The organism is Lacinutrix sp. MEBiC02595 (assembly GCF_053601555.1).
Map to the genome: position 1 here is coordinate 805,972 of NZ_JBSHNU010000243.1, position 15,971 is coordinate 821,942.

General features: G+C 34.3%; 9 protein-coding genes. 3 read left to right on the forward strand and 6 right to left on the reverse strand.

Annotation, left to right across the window (positions count from 1 at the left end; all coding sequences use genetic code 11):
* Positions 1–94: 94 nt before the first annotated feature.
* Both cphA and ACVCZW_RS17180 read left to right on the forward strand, forming a co-directional pair.
* Entirely contained in the window at positions 95–2,737 is a 2,643-nt protein-coding gene (gene cphA, locus ACVCZW_RS17175; protein WP_452233003.1) for a cyanophycin synthetase, read from the forward strand.
* Between the two features lie 158 nt (positions 2,738–2,895).
* Complete coding sequence (locus tag ACVCZW_RS17180; protein ID WP_452233004.1) at positions 2,896–4,305, forward strand: aldehyde dehydrogenase family protein; 1,410 nt, start codon at positions 2,896–2,898, stop codon at positions 4,303–4,305.
* Between the two features lie 69 nt (positions 4,306–4,374).
* On the opposite strand, the gene ACVCZW_RS17185 is transcribed toward ACVCZW_RS17180, so the two are convergent.
* From ACVCZW_RS17185 to ACVCZW_RS17200, 4 genes are all read right to left on the reverse strand, one after another.
* The gene (locus tag ACVCZW_RS17185; RefSeq protein WP_452230925.1) at positions 4,375–5,157 is read right to left on the reverse strand and encodes a T9SS type A sorting domain-containing protein; all 783 of its coding nucleotides are present in this window, start codon (positions 5,155–5,157) and stop codon (positions 4,375–4,377) included.
* 25 nt (positions 5,158–5,182) lie between these two features.
* Positions 5,183–6,196 carry a hemagglutinin protein gene (locus tag ACVCZW_RS17190; protein ID WP_452233005.1) on the reverse strand — a complete coding sequence of 338 codons (1,014 nt, stop codon included), beginning with the start codon at positions 6,194–6,196 and terminating at the stop codon, positions 5,183–5,185.
* Positions 6,193–8,484: a tail fiber domain-containing protein gene (locus ACVCZW_RS17195; protein WP_452233006.1), complete on the reverse strand. Its 2,292-nt coding sequence runs from the start codon at positions 8,482–8,484 to the stop codon at positions 6,193–6,195. Before ACVCZW_RS17195 ends, ACVCZW_RS17190 begins: the two co-directional genes overlap by 4 nt.
* 85 nt (positions 8,485–8,569) lie before the next feature.
* Positions 8,570–11,101, reverse strand: a complete 2,532-nt coding sequence (locus ACVCZW_RS17200) for a T9SS type A sorting domain-containing protein (protein ID WP_452233007.1) — start codon at positions 11,099–11,101, stop codon at positions 8,570–8,572.
* Positions 11,102–11,595: 494 nt separating this feature from the next.
* Between ACVCZW_RS17200 and ACVCZW_RS17205 the strand changes: the two genes are divergently transcribed.
* Positions 11,596–13,530, forward strand: coding sequence for a histidine kinase dimerization/phosphoacceptor domain -containing protein (locus ACVCZW_RS17205; protein ID WP_452230929.1), 1,935 nt, complete (start codon positions 11,596–11,598; stop codon positions 13,528–13,530).
* On the opposite strand, the gene ACVCZW_RS17210 is transcribed toward ACVCZW_RS17205, so the two are convergent.
* On the reverse strand, positions 13,522–14,136 hold the full coding sequence (locus ACVCZW_RS17210) for a response regulator (RefSeq protein ID WP_452233008.1): 615 nt from the start codon (positions 14,134–14,136) through the stop codon (positions 13,522–13,524). The genes ACVCZW_RS17205 and ACVCZW_RS17210 overlap by 9 nt on opposite strands.
* A gap of 121 nt (positions 14,137–14,257) precedes the next feature.
* The gene (locus ACVCZW_RS17215) at positions 14,258–15,922 is read right to left on the reverse strand and encodes an MFS transporter (RefSeq protein ID WP_452230931.1); all 1,665 of its coding nucleotides are present in this window, start codon (positions 15,920–15,922) and stop codon (positions 14,258–14,260) included.
* Between the last annotated feature and the right edge of the window lie 49 nt (positions 15,923–15,971).

A 15,971-nucleotide genomic window follows, 5' to 3' on the forward strand; every position in this document is an offset into this window, starting at 1 on the left:
CTTAAAATTATAATGTGCAAAAATAGGCTAATTTTTTTACAGAAATTGTATATATTTATAATCTTTCACAATAACTAATTAAACCAAAACCTGCATGAAGATACGCGAAATAAATGCCATGAGAGGACCAAACTACTGGTCTATAAGACGTCACAAACTAATAGTAATGGTTCTTGATCTGGAAGAAATGGAAGAATTACCATCGAATAAAATTGATGGATTTCCAGAAAGATTAAAAGCAATGTTCCCAACGATGTATTCGCATCGATGTTCGGAAGGTTGCGAAGGTGGGTTTTTTATGCGCGTGGATGAAGGTACTTGGATGGGACATATTATAGAGCATATTGCTTTAGAAATTCAAACATTAGCTGGAATGGATACTGGTTTTGGAAGAACCAGAGGTTATGGCGAACATGGCGTGTATAGCGTTGTTTTTTCTTATATGGAAGAATCTGTTGGTCGCTTTGCAGCAAAATCTGCAGTCCGAATTTGCGAAGCTTTAATTGCTGGCGAAGACTACGATTTAACCGATGATATTCAAGAAATGCGAGAACTTCGGGAATCGGATCGATTAGGTCCGAGTACAGGTTCTATTATTGAAGAAGCCGAATCTAGAGGAATTCCTTGGATTCGTTTAAATAAATATTCGCTTTGCCAATTAGGTTATGGCGCAAATCAAAAACGTATTCAAGCAACAGTTACCAGTGAAACAAGTAGTATTGGTGTAGAATTAGCCTGTGATAAAGAAGATACCAAATACTTATTAGAACAAGCGGAAGTAGAAGTACCTCGTGGTGATATTATTAGACGCGAACGTAGTTTAGAAGAAGCATGTAGCTATGTTGGTTATCCGCTAGTGATTAAACCTGTAGATGGCAATCATGGAAGAGGAATTACAGTAGACATTAATAATTATGAAGATGCACTAGCAGCTTTTCATCATGCAAAAGAAAGCTCACGAAGCGGTGCTATTATTGTCGAAAAATTTATTACAGGTCGAGATTATAGGCTACTTGTAATTAATAATAGGTTAGTGGCTGGAGCGATTAGAACGCCTGCACATGTTGTTGGTGACGGAAAATCTACCGTGCAAGAATTAATTGATAAAGTAAATAGCGATCCGCGTCGTGGTTTCGGACATGAAAATGTGTTAACCAAAATTACTACCAACGAACTAACGCAAACCATCATTAAAGATGCTGGTTATACTTTAGAATCGGTTTTAGCAGCTGGTGAAAGATTGATATTAAAAGATACCGCAAACCTAAGTACTGGTGGAACTGCGGAAGATATTACCGATATAATTCATCCTGCAAATATTGCCATGGCAGAACGTATTTCTAAAATTATAGATTTAGATATTTGCGGAATTGATATTATGACCACGGATATTTCTAAACCACTATCCGAAACTGGTGGTGCTGTTTTAGAAGTAAATGCTGGTCCAGGATTTAGAATGCACTTAGCACCAACTACTGGGTTACCACGTAATGTTGCAGCTCCAGTAATTGATAAATTATTTCCAACAAAAGGAGAAACAGGACGTATTCCTATTGTAGCAATTTCTGGAACGAATGGTAAAACAACAACCACAAGACTTATTGCACATATTGCAAAAATGAATGGCCATCGTGTTGGTTATACTACAAGTGATGGTGTTTATATACAAAATAGATTATTAATGACTGGCGATTGTACTGGTCCTGCGAGTGCCGAATTTGTACTTAAAGATCCAACCGTAAATTTTGCGGTTTTAGAATGTGCAAGAGGTGGATTGCTTCGTGCTGGATTAGGTTTTAAAAAGTGTGATGTCGCTGTAGTAACTAATGTTGCAGCAGATCATTTAGGCTTAAAAGGAATTCATACTGTAGAACAATTAGCAAAAGTAAAAGCGGTGATTCCGGAAACGGTTTTACCAGATGGTTATGCTATTTTAAATGCAGACGATGATTTGGTTTACGATATGCGTCGTAACCTAGATTGTAACGTCGCTTTATTTTCTATGGATGAAAACAATCCGCATGTAAAAGCATTACAACGTCTTAATGGTATTACTGCTGTTTACGAAAACGGTTGGGTTACTATTTGCCGCGGCGAATGGAAAATGCGTATTATGGAAGCGGTGAATATTCCGTTAACCTATGGCGGAAAAGCAAAATTCATGATTCAAAATGTACTTGGAGCTGTTCTTGCAGCGCACGTGCAAGGTATTAGTATTGAAGATATGAAAGCTGCTTTAGAAACGTTTATTCCTTCGGCAGCGCAAACGCCTGGTCGTTTAAACCTATTCGAATTTAATGACTTTTCTATTCTTTTAGATTATGCACATAATCCAGCAGGAATGCGTGCCCTTCAAAATTTTGTAGAAGAATTGGATGCTACTGTTAAAGTCGGAATTATTGCAGGAATAGGCGATAGAAGAGTAGAAGATAATAACGAAATGGGAAGTATTGCAGCCGAAATGTTTGATGAAATAATTATTAGACAAGACAAACGCTTACGCGGAAAAACGGAAGAGGAACTTATTAAAATGCTGAATGATGGTATTAAAAGTAAAGATCCGAAAAAGAAAACCACGATTATTCCATCGGAAAAAGAGGCGATAAAATTTGCGGTTAAAAATGCAGTGAAAGGTTCGTTAATTATTTTGTGTAGTGATGTGATTCCGGATGCTTTAGAACTGGTAAAAAAGTTTAAAGAACAAGAGTCTAGAGGCGAACTGAATTATGCCGATTAGTTAGAAATAAAGCTCTCGAAAATAATATATAATGTCCGTTTGAGCACAGTCGGAAACCTTTATCTTTTTAAGTATTTCGACTGCGTTTAATATGACATTTTTTAATTGTAAACTTTTTAGTCAGCTTCTCGTTGATTTTAAATAATATTTATGGAACAATGAATTACTCCGATAATAAATACGCTACTTTATTTCATATCCAGAAAGCAAATCAGTATTACATAGGAAATACCACCTATAAGCAACGTATTGCAAAACTGAATGCGTTAAAAAAAGCAGTGGAGTTTACGTATAAGGATAAAATAAGAGAAGCGTTATATACAGATTTTAAAAAACCGTTTACTGAAACCGATTTAACAGAAATCTATCCGGTAATTGGTGAAATTAAATTTGCAAAGAGTAATCTGAAAAGCTGGATGCAACGCCAAAAGGTAGAAACGCCAATGGCTTTACTTGGATCTTCTTCGTATTATATACACGAGCCAAAAGGGGTTTGTTTGCTTATTTCTCCATGGAATTTTCCTTTAAACTTAACGTTCGGACCATTAGTTTCTGCAATTGCAGCAGGAAATACAGTGATTATTAAACCTAGCGAAATGACGCCGCATATTTCTAAAGTGATGGCAGAAATTATTTCTGATTTGTTTGATGCCAATGAAATCGCTTTGGTAGAAGGTGAAGTAGAAGTTTCTACCGAATTATTAAAACTTCCTTTTAACCACATCTTTTTTACAGGATCGCCACAGGTTGGAAAAATTGTAATGAAAGCGGCATCGGCGCATTTAACTTCGGTGACTTTAGAACTTGGAGGCAAATCGCCAACCATTATTGATGAAACGGCAAATTTAAAAGCTGCCGCTAAAAAGATTGCTTGGGGAAAGTTTTTAAATAGCGGACAAACCTGTATTGCTCCAGATTATATTTTAATAAAAGACACGATTAAAGACGCTTTTGTTTCGGAGTTAAGAGCACAGCTGAAAACGTTTTTTACCGAAGATGCTTCTGCTTCCGATTCGCTTTCTCGTGTGGTAAATGCAAAACATTTTGAGCGTTTAGTAGCGCATTTGGAGGATGCGAAATCTAATAATGCCACGATTGAAATTGGAGGTAAAACAGCTTCCGAAGATAACTTTATAGAACCAACCGTTATTTCCAATGTACCAGAAAGTGCTTTGCTTTTACAAGACGAGATTTTCGGACCTATTCTTCCTATAAAAACATATAAAACACTAGAAGAAGCTATTGGTTATATCCATTCTAAAGAAAAACCTTTAGCGCTTTACATGTATAGTAAAAGCAAGAAAAATATAAATCAGGTTATAAAAAACACGAGAGCAGGAAGTACCGCAATTAATAATAATGTATTGCAATATACCAATCATAACTTACCGTTTGGAGGAAGTAATAATAGCGGTATAGGAAAAGCACATGGTATTTTTGGTTTCCAAGAATTTTCGAATATGCGTTCGGTATTAAAGCAGCATACTATAGGTTCTATAGAATTTTTGTTTCCGCCATATACTAATTTTAAACAGAGTCTTGTGGACTTAACTATTAAGTGGTTTTAATGAAAAAAGGGAGTGTTAGTTTTACTTAACCTTCCCTTTTTTACTTCAATTAATAGCGTCTTTAATATTTTATTGAATAACAATTCTTTTGGTAATCTGACCTTTTTTGGTGGTAATGGTAACGAGATAAATCCCTTTTTGAAAAGTACTAACGTCGATTAATTTTGCTTTTGTTGTTCGTGCTTTTTTTCCTAACAGGTCAAATATTTCTACTTGTTCAATTTGGTGTTTTGTTGCAATATTTAAATATTCTGAAGTTGGATTTGGATACACCACTAATTCATTTTCTATAGCTGTATGGTCTTCTAATGAAAGTGTCGAAAAGTTTATTGTTTTTGCAGATGGATCATTTTGATTATAAATGTTTCCTATTCCATTAATATTGATATAATTTTCTAAAAAATTATCTGTAAGAATAGTGTCGCCATTTTCAATAAAAGTAATACTTCCAGACATTGGATTTGGGTTGGTAATCACATCAAACAAAACTAATTGAAAAGGGCCGTCGCCATTTAAAAAGGTACCAAAAGCTCCTCCTTCCACACGAGCTAAATAGTAGGCATCTCCATTTGCATTAGATCCTAAAGAATTAGAAGACCAATCGTTAATAGGTATACCCGAGTTTCCTAATTCAAAATTACCTAAGGTCATTCCTGGAGGTACATAAAAAGCTGCTACCATATCATCGGTGTTCGCATTAGTCATGTTGCTACTAGGCGTGGCTATTAATGCTATTTGATAATTATTAGTAGCGCTATTAATTCCTAAGAAAGAAATACTAAAGTCTATGGTTTGTGCATAGCTACATATACTTAAAAGCATAAGCAGCATTGTTTTGTAACGGTTTTTCATAATTTATGTTTTTATAATTTTTTATTTAAAATGCAATTTGAATTGGGAAATAGTTTGAAAATGAGGTGTTACTAGGATGGTTAACAATCACGTTTTTTAAAATAGCACTATCATTATTTGGTCCGAGATAGCGTACTTGACCATTCATGTTAATATCTGCATTATTATAGCCAGTAAAAGGATAGTAATTACTACTTGTAGTATTACCAGAATGGTTAACGATAGCATTTTTTAAAGCACTAGCATCATTATTAGGACCTAAATATCGAGATTGATTATTTCCATTTACATCTCCTGCCCAAAGTGCCATGGTACCGTTTAGGTTGGCTTGACTATTAGTACCTAAGGTTGCAAAGGCTGGCGTAGTAAAATCTACAAGGGTAGCAGCGTTTTCGTTTAATCCAATAGTTGTAGCACTCATAGCGCCTAAATGATTTCTGTGTTTAACCACTATATAATAGTTGGTTGGTGCTGCGTACATTACCAAATCGGATAGACCATCTAAGGCAACCACATCACCATCGCGTTGTAGTAAAGCCGATTTTCCATTTATCAATTTTTGATTGTCATTAGCAGCGCGTAGTTCTACCCAAACCCAATCTACAATAGCCTGGTTTCCTGTTACTGAAAATACAGACGGGTTACAAGTAGCAGCGTCAGCATACGGACTTGTAGTTGGAAGATAGTTTGAACTACGCAGGTTGTCATTCATTAATCCAGGAGTAGCAGGATTTAGAAATGGTCCTTGTAAAAATAATTTTGGTTCTATTTTAATTTTCAGGATTCCATTAATAAAGCCTTCAGAAACCTGTATGTTTCCAGTGCTCAATTCTTGTGTGTTTAGTTCACCAATGGTATATAGTATTTCAATATTTCCTGCAGTAGCAATTGCACCTCCACTGTCTATACTGAACTTTTCTATGGTTTGTCCAAAACTTATGTAACTACATAATAGACAACTTAAAAAGATAAGACTTGTTTTACTCATCCTCTTCCTTAGGATTACTTGGTGTTTGTTATGTTTCTTTGAAAATTTCATTTTTTGGATGTGTTTTCGGAAATTAAATTTGGTATTTCTCCTTCCATTTTTGAAGCCATCGACAGCACCATTTTTTCAAGGGAAGTATATTTATCATCTTGGGAAGCAATCTTGGTTTCTTGTTCTTGGATGATTGCTTGTTGTTCTTGAATAGCTTTAATCAACACTGGAATCAATTCGGTATAACTTACACTTAACATTTGTGTTGAATCATCACCTATCTGTACTACATTAGGAATTATTTCTTCTATTTCTTGTGCGATTACGCCTAAGGATTTATAGGGTTTATTCTCCTTATCTTTCCAGTTGTATTGTACGGGGTTTAACTTTAAAATTTCAGCAATACCAAAATCTATTGTTTCAATATCACGTTTTAGACGTTTGTCGGATGCATGCGCAAGATTTCCGTTTACAAAAACATTACCACTTCCCGTCATATACATAATATCCCCACCATCACTGTTATTAAATGTTAAGCGATCTAATGAGGAACTAGTGCCTGATATAAATGCATCTATGTCCCAACGATCATTTCCACCACGACCAGAACCCTGCATTCTTAGAGATACCGTGTTAATACCTTCTGACTTTAAAATTAGTAAAGGGATGCCTATATCGTTCTTAATCTCTAACCATCCATTAAGATCTACATCGCCAAAGCCACCTAAAGACAGTATATTACCTTGGTAACTACTAAAAAAATTGAGTCTATCATCAATTCCTTGTTCGCCTATGAAACCAGCGATATCCCAGTAACCATTACCAGGGCGATTGGAGTTCGTGAATTTTAATCGTGCAAAACCTGCATTATTTTCTACTAAGGAGAGTTGAGGTTTACTTAAAGAACTATTACCTTCTATTTCTAACATGCCATTTAGATCGCTATGTTTTCCTATACCTACACGCCCGTTTTTGAGTACGGTTAGCGCATTGGATAGATTGCTGGTAGAAGTACCATTTCCTATTTCAAATAATGGGTCTGTTGATAACCAATTAGTAAGACTACCGCCTCCAATATTATACTGACCAATTGCAGTGTTAGAAAGCGCTTCGGCTTTTGTGTTTTTACCTAAAGATGTTGCGTAATTTGCTGAAGCTTTTGTGTTTCTACCCAAAGCCGTAGAAGCTGTTCCTGAAGATATCGTGTAATCTCCCATTGCTGTAGACATAATACCCGAAGCATTGGTGAAATTACCCATTGCCACAGAGCCATATCCAGAGGCAGTAGTATGAGATCCTTGAGCAAAAGATTTATTGCCAGTTGCACCATACGTTGTCGATGCTATGCTGTTTATATTTAAATCGGTTGCACCAATTCCAATATTTCCATAATTAGCAGGGTTTGTACCTTTTATTCGATATCCTATTCCGTTGCCTTCGTCTATAGCCTCTAAACCAGAAGTTACTAAATTAATGTCAGCGTATTCTTTAGTAATAAGTGCTTTAGGGTCTGTAATTTCAGCTAAATCAAAACTTGGTGCTGTAACGGTGCCATTTTGTAATACGGTAAGGGCATTACTTCGCGTATTCGTATTAGTTCCATTACCGACTTCAAACAGTGGGTTTGTAGAGGCGAAATTGGAAGGAGCACCTCCACCTACATTGTAAGAACCAATTGCTAAAGAAGCTAATGCCTCTGCTTTTGTGCGATATCCCATTGCAGTAGAGTTACCACCAGAAGCTTCGCTTTCAAAACCAAAAGCAGCAGTGGAACTGTTTGAAGCAATTGTGTTTGTCCCTACAGCAAATGATCTATTACCAGTTGCGCCATGGTCATCGGATACTTCGAAAGAAGTACTAAGATCTACAGCTAAATTACCAATATTCCCAAATTGTATGGGGTTTTTCCCTTTTAATCTCCATCCTGGCCCAGTACCCTCATTAATGGATTCTAGACCCGAAACATTACCGGCTTCTGTAGCAAAGGATGCATAAGGCACAGTTTTAAATTGTGTTGTTCCAAGATCAATAAGTCCATTTCCGGTATCGATCTGCACATTTAAAAAATGATCATTTTCTCCCCAGTCAATCGTTGAGAAATCATCAGAAGTAGTACCTTCTCCTATGTTTACAATAATGACCCCATTGGCATTGGTTGTTGGTGTATGGGTTTCTTGATATACATTAGCTAGACCTTTTCGAATGATAAATTGAACTGTAATATTTTGGTTTGCTACTACATTACCAAGGTTGTCTTTTACTATGGCTTTATAGTTAATGCTATTGCCTTGTGCAAACGTAAATTGGATAATGAGTAATAGCGCAATACTTAAAATTGTGTTTTTCATAATCATGTTTTTTATGGACTTTGTTTAGAGAAAGTACCGGATTAACTGCTTTTTATTATGATTTCCTTTTCTAAAAAAAAGAGGTTTATTGAATAACTATTCTTTTTGTGACTTGTCCTTTTTCGGTGGTGATTTTAACGAGATACATTCCTGTTTGAAAATTACTAACATCAATAGATTTTACTTTTGTTATTAATACTTTTTTGCCCAACATATTATAAATAGTAATCGCTGAAATGGTTTGGTTTTCTGCAGATGAAATGTTTAAAATAGTATCTGCTGGATTGGGATACATTTGAATACTGTTTTCTAATGCATTGCTATTTGTGCTTAATGTTTCTGTGCTATGAATAGTAAAGCTTTTGTAGGATTCATTATCTGCAAGTGCTAAAGTTCTAAATACGCGAAGCTTATATGTTGTTCCAGATGTTAAATCAGCAATAGTTCCTTCATCTTCAAAGCAATCTAATGCTGTGCCATTACAAGCGTCGTAAAGGGCAAAATTATTCCAGTTTATTGTTCCATCTATAACTATATAACCATTTATTGGCATGGTGAAATCGTACCAAACATCTGCATAATCTTCAGCAGCAGTTCCAGAACAACCAACTTCATTATTAATGGTTGCTCCAGCAATTCCGAAGTTTACGGTTGTAGGTGAATTGGTAACTGTAATGTTTTCCGCGGAAGCGCAATCGTCATTATTTATAATTTCAAAAGCTTGAATAGAAAAACTTAAGTAACTATTGTCTGCTAAATCAACGGTCCTAAAAAGGCGTAATTTATAATTTGTTCCTGCGGTTAAACCGGAATACAGTTCGTCGGTATTGCCACATTGAATTTGTGTACCATCACAGGCATCATATAATGCAAAATTATTCCAATTTATTGTGCCACCAACAAATAAATTACCGTTTACTGGCATGGTAATATCATACCAGATATCTACATAGTTAGCTGTTGTTCCTGTGCAACCTTCTTCATTATTTAGCATTGCACCACCAATTTCAAAATTGATGTTTGTTTCTTCTGTTGTCACTGTTAATGTTTGTGCGGAAATGCAAAAATCATTTGTTGCTTCTGGGTATGCTTTTATGGAAAAGTTGGAATAGGCGTTATCTGCTAAAGCAACGGTTCTAAAAACACGAAGTTTATAGTTTGTTCCAGCTGTTAATTGAGGATATAGCTGGTCGGCATCACCACATTGTATTTGTGTACCACCACAAGTGTTATATAGCGCAAAGTTATTCCAAGAACTAGTGCCATCAATAAATAAATTTCCGTTTACAGGCATGGTGAAATCATACCAAATATCTACATAGTCAGCTGTTGTTCCAGCACAGCCTTCTTCACTATTTATTGTTGCACCACTAATTTCGAAATCTACATTGGTTTCTACTGTAGTAACATTTAATGTTTGGGCAGATGCACAAGTATCATTTATTACTTCTGGATATGCTTTAATTGAAAAGTATTGGTAGGTGTTATCTGCAAGTGCCACCGTTCTAAAAAGGCGTAATTTATAGTTTGTTCCTGCGGTTAAACCAGAATACAGTTGGTCACTAGTGCCGCATTGCATTTGTGTGCCACCACAAGAATCATATAGTGCAAAGCTATTCCAAGTAGTTGTACCGGCAACAAATAAATTTCCATTTACAGGCATGGTAAAATCATACCAAATATCTATATAGTCAGCTGTTGTTCCAGTGCAACCCTCTTCATTATTTATCGTTGCGCCACCAATTTCGAACGCTACGTAGGTGTCTTCTGTAGTAACGTTTAGTGTTTGTGCAGAAGCACAATCATCATTTGCTACTTCAGGATACGCTTTAATTGAAAAATTCTGGTATACATTGTCTGCAAGCGCAACCGTTCTAAAAAGGCGTAATTTGTAATTTGTTCCTGCTGTTAATTCTGAATATAATGCATCGCCAGAACCACATTGCAATTGTGTGCCACCACAAGCATCATATAGAGCGAAACTATTCCAGTTACTAGTTCCATCAATAAATATATTTCCATTTATAGGCATGGTAAAATCATACCAGACGTCTACATAGTCACTAGTTATTCCACTACAACCTTCTTCATTATTTATGGTTGCACCAGCAATTTGGAAATCGACTTCTGTTTCTTCGGTAGAAACGTTAAGTGTTTCCGCAGAAGCGCAATCATCATTTGTTGCTGCTGGATATGCTTTTATGGAGAAGTTTAGGTAGTTTGTATTCGTAGCATTCGAAGCGGTTCTAAAAAGACGTAGTTTATAGTTCATTCCTCCGGTTAAACTAGAGTATAATTGGTCACCAGAGCCACATTGTATTTGTGTGCCACCACAAGCATCATAAAGTGCAAATCTATTCCAAGAAGTTATACCGTCAATAAATACATTTCCATCAACAGGCATGGTAAAATCATACCAAATATCTGCATAGTCTGCAGTAGATCCAGCACAACCTTCTTCATTAGTAACTATGGCATCGATAATTGTAAAACTGATATTCGTTTCACTAGTGGTAACTATTATGGATTCGGCATTAGCACAAGTATCATTTGCGGGTTGTGCCAAAGCGAATTGTGTTAATAATATGATGCTAATTAAAAAGTAAATCTTTTTCATGTTATTATATATTAAAACTTTAATTGTGAGTGGTTTATGTGTTGTTTTTTTGTGTGACGTTTTTTATTTTTTAGAAAACCAATAGTTTGAGTAGCTTTCTTCTTTAAAAAATAATTGAATTCACTTCAATTATTTCGATTAATAGCGCTTTTGTATCTTATAGAATAATGATTTTTTTAGAGGCCTTACTTTTCCCTGTTTCAATTTTATAGGAATTCCATTTTGGGAAACGGAGATGTTTTTAGATAAGGCAGAGTCATCAATTACTATCTGAGAAAATAAAAAAGGGGTAAACAATAGAGTAGTATAAAAAAAAAGTAGTTTTTTCATTAGATTGACGTTTAAGGAAATTTAATTCCACGAGATTAATAGCTTATGTTCCTTTTTAAGAACGATGTAAAATTCATACTTTATCTGCATTTTTTTTTCATCCTAATGGGTGATTTTTTTAAAAACAGGATGTTGTACTTTTGTATCCTAATGATTAAAAGCAAATGAAATTTTCTATAAAACTATTTTATATATGTATTCTAATTTGTTCGTTGTCTTATGGGCAAGATGCAAAACCGGATGCGTATCAGGATAGCTTGCAATCTGTAATAAATAAGAGTACCAATAAAAAAGAAAAAACGGAAGTACTGTTTTTAATGGGGGAACATTTGGTACAACGTAACCCGCAATTGGCAGAAAAAATTGCGAATCAATTAAAGCAAGAATATGTAAATACTGCAGACAGTAGTCAAGTAAGGCGTAATAATTACATATTTGCAGCTTGTCATCGATGGCATGGAGATTATGCTACGGCACTTAATTATTATCAAAACATTTACAATTATTCTAAAAAGCACAAAGATTCTTTAGATATCGCTATTAGCGGACATTTTATAGGTACCTTAAATATGTATTTAGGTAATAATGTGGTGTCTCAAAAACATTTAATTGAAACCGCCAAAATTTACGATGCTATAGGAACAGCAGAACAAAAAGCGAGAATTAATAATTCTTTGGCAGGCTTTTATATGAATATAGATCAGTTAGAAAAAAGTAAAGAACAATATGTAAAAGCATTACAACAGTTTGAAGTTTTAAAGGATAGCTCTGGTATGGCTGGAACAAATGCTAATTTAGGTTTACTTTATACTGAATTGGGTAATTTTGATAAGGCAGAACTACATTTAATGAAGCAAAAAGAACTCAATAAAGTGTTTCCAACACTTCGAGAAATGGGTTTTCATTATGATTTTTTGGGACTTTTACGACAAAAACAAGATCGCTTAGAAGAGGCATATATGGAGCATCTTAAAGCACTAAAAATTAGAGAACATTTAAGTAGTACCTATAATTTATGTGAATCAAAACTAAATATGGGTAAGGTTTTAATTAAATTAAATAGATACCCAGAAGCAATTTCTCATTTAAAAGATGTTTTTAAATATGATGAACATGAATCGCTTTACCAACAACAAACAGCGTATCAGCTTTTGTCGGAAGCATATGAAAACAGTGGGAATTATAAAGATGCGCTAAAGGATTATAAATCTTTTAAAGAGATTAGTGATTCTATTTACTCTAAAGAATCTATAGAAATTATAGCAGAAAAAGATGCTTTGTATGAAAAACAAAACCAAGATGCAGAGATTTTATTATTGAATAAAGAAAAAGAAGTTGCTACCGTAAAACTTTCTAGAACTCGAGCAATATCTATTGGTACGCTTATTGTTTTGTTTTTACTTTCTATAGCTGTTCTTAGTCTCTTTAAAGTGTATAATAAGATAAAAACCAAAAATCAGATCATAACCAAAGCGTTAAAAGATCGAGAATTATTGCTTCACGAAACACATCATAGAGTTAAAAACAATTTACAAATGATATCTAGTTTGCTTAACCTGCAATCTAAATATGTGGAAGATGAAAAAGCTTTTGAAGTATTACAGAATGGAAGAAATCGAGTGCAGTCTATGGCTATTTTGCATAAAAATCTTTATGCAGGAGACGATTTAACTTTGGTTAATATTCAAGATTATTTTGAAGGATTAGCTACCAGTATATTTAACTCCTATCAAAAATCGGGAAAGGAAATACAGGTTACTATTCAGGCGAAAGGTATTGTTATGGAAATTGAATCGGTTGTGCCTATTGGTTTAATTGTTAATGAATTGATGACAAACTCGCTAAAGCATGCTTTTGAAGGTGTGAAATCTAAAAATCCAGAAATTATAATAGTAATGAAAGAAAGTACTGCTAGTTATGATTTGTCTGTAAAAGATAATGGTATTGGTCTTCGAGAGGATTTTATTAAAAAATCGAATACAGAAACATTTGGGCAACGTCTTATAAATTCGTTTGTTCAAAAATTAAAAGCTACTATTACAACAAATAATAATAATGGTACCGAAGTTGCTTTAACAATTCCTAAAAAATTAGCGTAGCAAGTTGTTTAGTGCGTTTATGGTTTCTAAACGTGTATGCGTATTTAGTTTTTCGTAAATGTTTTTAATATGTGTTTTTGTAGTATTAATACTAACAAATTGTTCGTCGGCTAACTGTTGGTTGTTTTTACCGTCATACATTCCTTTTAGTACATCAAATTCTTTTTGTGTTAACGGCGTTGCAATTAATTTATTAATAACCTCTCGATGTAGCTCTAGCGGGAGTATAAATTTGGAGAAATTATAAAAAGCTATTTCAATACTTGTAAAAAGTTCTTGCTCATTAAATGGCTTTACGATATAGCCCATTGGTAAAGTCTTTTTTGCCTTTTGTACTATTTCTTTTCCGGAATAAGAAGTTAAATATAGAAATGGAATTTTCCGAGTTTTGTTAATATGTTCTGCAATTTCAAAACCTTCATAATTTCCATCCAAATTAATATCTAATAAAACTAAATCGGGTTTCATTTTTTCAATAGCCTGTAAAGCATCTGTTTTATCGTAGGCAGTTCCTACTACTTCATAGTTTACACTAGTTAGCATATCTTTAATATCTTCAGATATAATTGGGTCGTCTTCAACAATTAAAATACGAATAGCAGACATACAAACTCTATTTCAGTTTTTAGGTTAATTTTACGAAAAGTGAAAGTTAAGCTATTTGTGATTTGTAAGTAAGTATTTTTGGTAAAAAATTTAAAATCAGCTGTTTAGTTTTTATTTAGTCTTAATATGTCACGCCTTGTTTATCTAAAACCGTTTTTGTTCTAAAGGCATAGAATAGTAAGTACACAAAACATAAAACAGCAATCCAATAGGAAGATTGAATATTAAAAACATCTGCTAATTTTCCTTGCAGTGGCGGAATAATTGCACCACCAAGAATCATCATGATTAAAAAAGCAGAACCTTGAGAGGTGTATTTTCCTAATCCTGCAATGCTTAATGTAAAGATGCAAGGCCACATAATAGAGCAAAATAATCCTCCAGATAAGAATGCAAATAATGCCACATTTCCAGAAGAAAACAAACCAATTAGCATTGCTAGAACACCAAATAGACTAAATATTTTTAATGTTTTTACAGGATTGTCTTTCGCTAAAAAGAAACCAAAGATTTGTACTGCTACGCAAAGACCAAAAAAGAGTATTTGGTCTGAGGAGTATTTTCCAAAATTGACTAATAGAATAACACCAAATGCAATATATGGTACAATAATTAGTAATACTTTTTTAAGCCCTTTACTAGGATTAAAAATGGTAATCGATCCAACCCAACGGCCAACCATTAATCCGCCCCAATATAATGAGATGTAAGGCGCTAGCTGCCCATCATTTAATGTTGCTAGGCCTAATGCGTTTAGATTTGTGCCGTTTACTGCTTGTTTCAATAATTCGCCTAAATTACTTCCAATAGTAACTTCTACACCAACATAGGTGAATATGGCTAGCATACCTAAAACGAGTTGTGGGTACTTCATTGCTCCCCAACCTTCCGCTTTTTTAGAAGAGCTAGAATATGCAAAAATAAGGCAGCCTATTACTGCAAATAATGCGATAACTAAAAGGATTAATCTTTTGTGTTCTAAAGCTTCCGAAGAAATTTGGCCACCAGAGTATGTGCTAAAAATGTATCCAAAACATGCAACAATAATTACCGTTAAAACTAGAAGTAAGTTTTTGGCTTTGTTTGCGGGTTCAAAGGCTGTTTCTGACTTTAAAGCGGGTAGTTTTTTTGAAAAATGAAACAAGGCTGCAGCTACTAAAAATAATACCCCAACACCAAGATAGAGCGATTGTATTGTGGTTAGTTTTATTTCATTATTTTGAATCATAGTGGTTAATTCTTCACCAGATAAAGGTGCAGAACCAAAGATGATAAATGCTACTACAATTGGGCCAATAGTAGTCCCAAAAGAGTTTATTCCTCCTGCTAAATTAAGTCTATGAGATCCCGTTGCAGGATCACCAAGTGCAATGGTAAAAGGGTTTGCTGCAGTTTGTTGTAACGAAAAACCTAAACCAACAATAAAAAGCGCAATTAAAACAAAATAGAAAACTTGTGTTTGTCCTTGTTCGGCTCCCATAGTTGCCGGGTACATAACAAATGCACCAATGGCAGATAGGAGTAAACCGTAAACAATGCCGTTTTTATAACCCCAAGAATTTAAGATGTCTTTTTTTATAGAACTCGATAAAACAAATAGGAGTAATGCGCCCAAATAATATGCACCATAAAAAGCAAAATCTACTAATTGCGATTGAAACTGATCAATATTGAAATACGTTTTACAAAAAGGAATAAAAACACCATTGGATGCAGCTATAAATCCCCAGAAAAAGAAAACAGTAACCAAAGTAGTTAAAGCCGATTTGTTATTTTGATTGTTCATTTGGTTGGTTTAGTTAATTTAAGAACGGTAATATAATAAATCTTAAGGT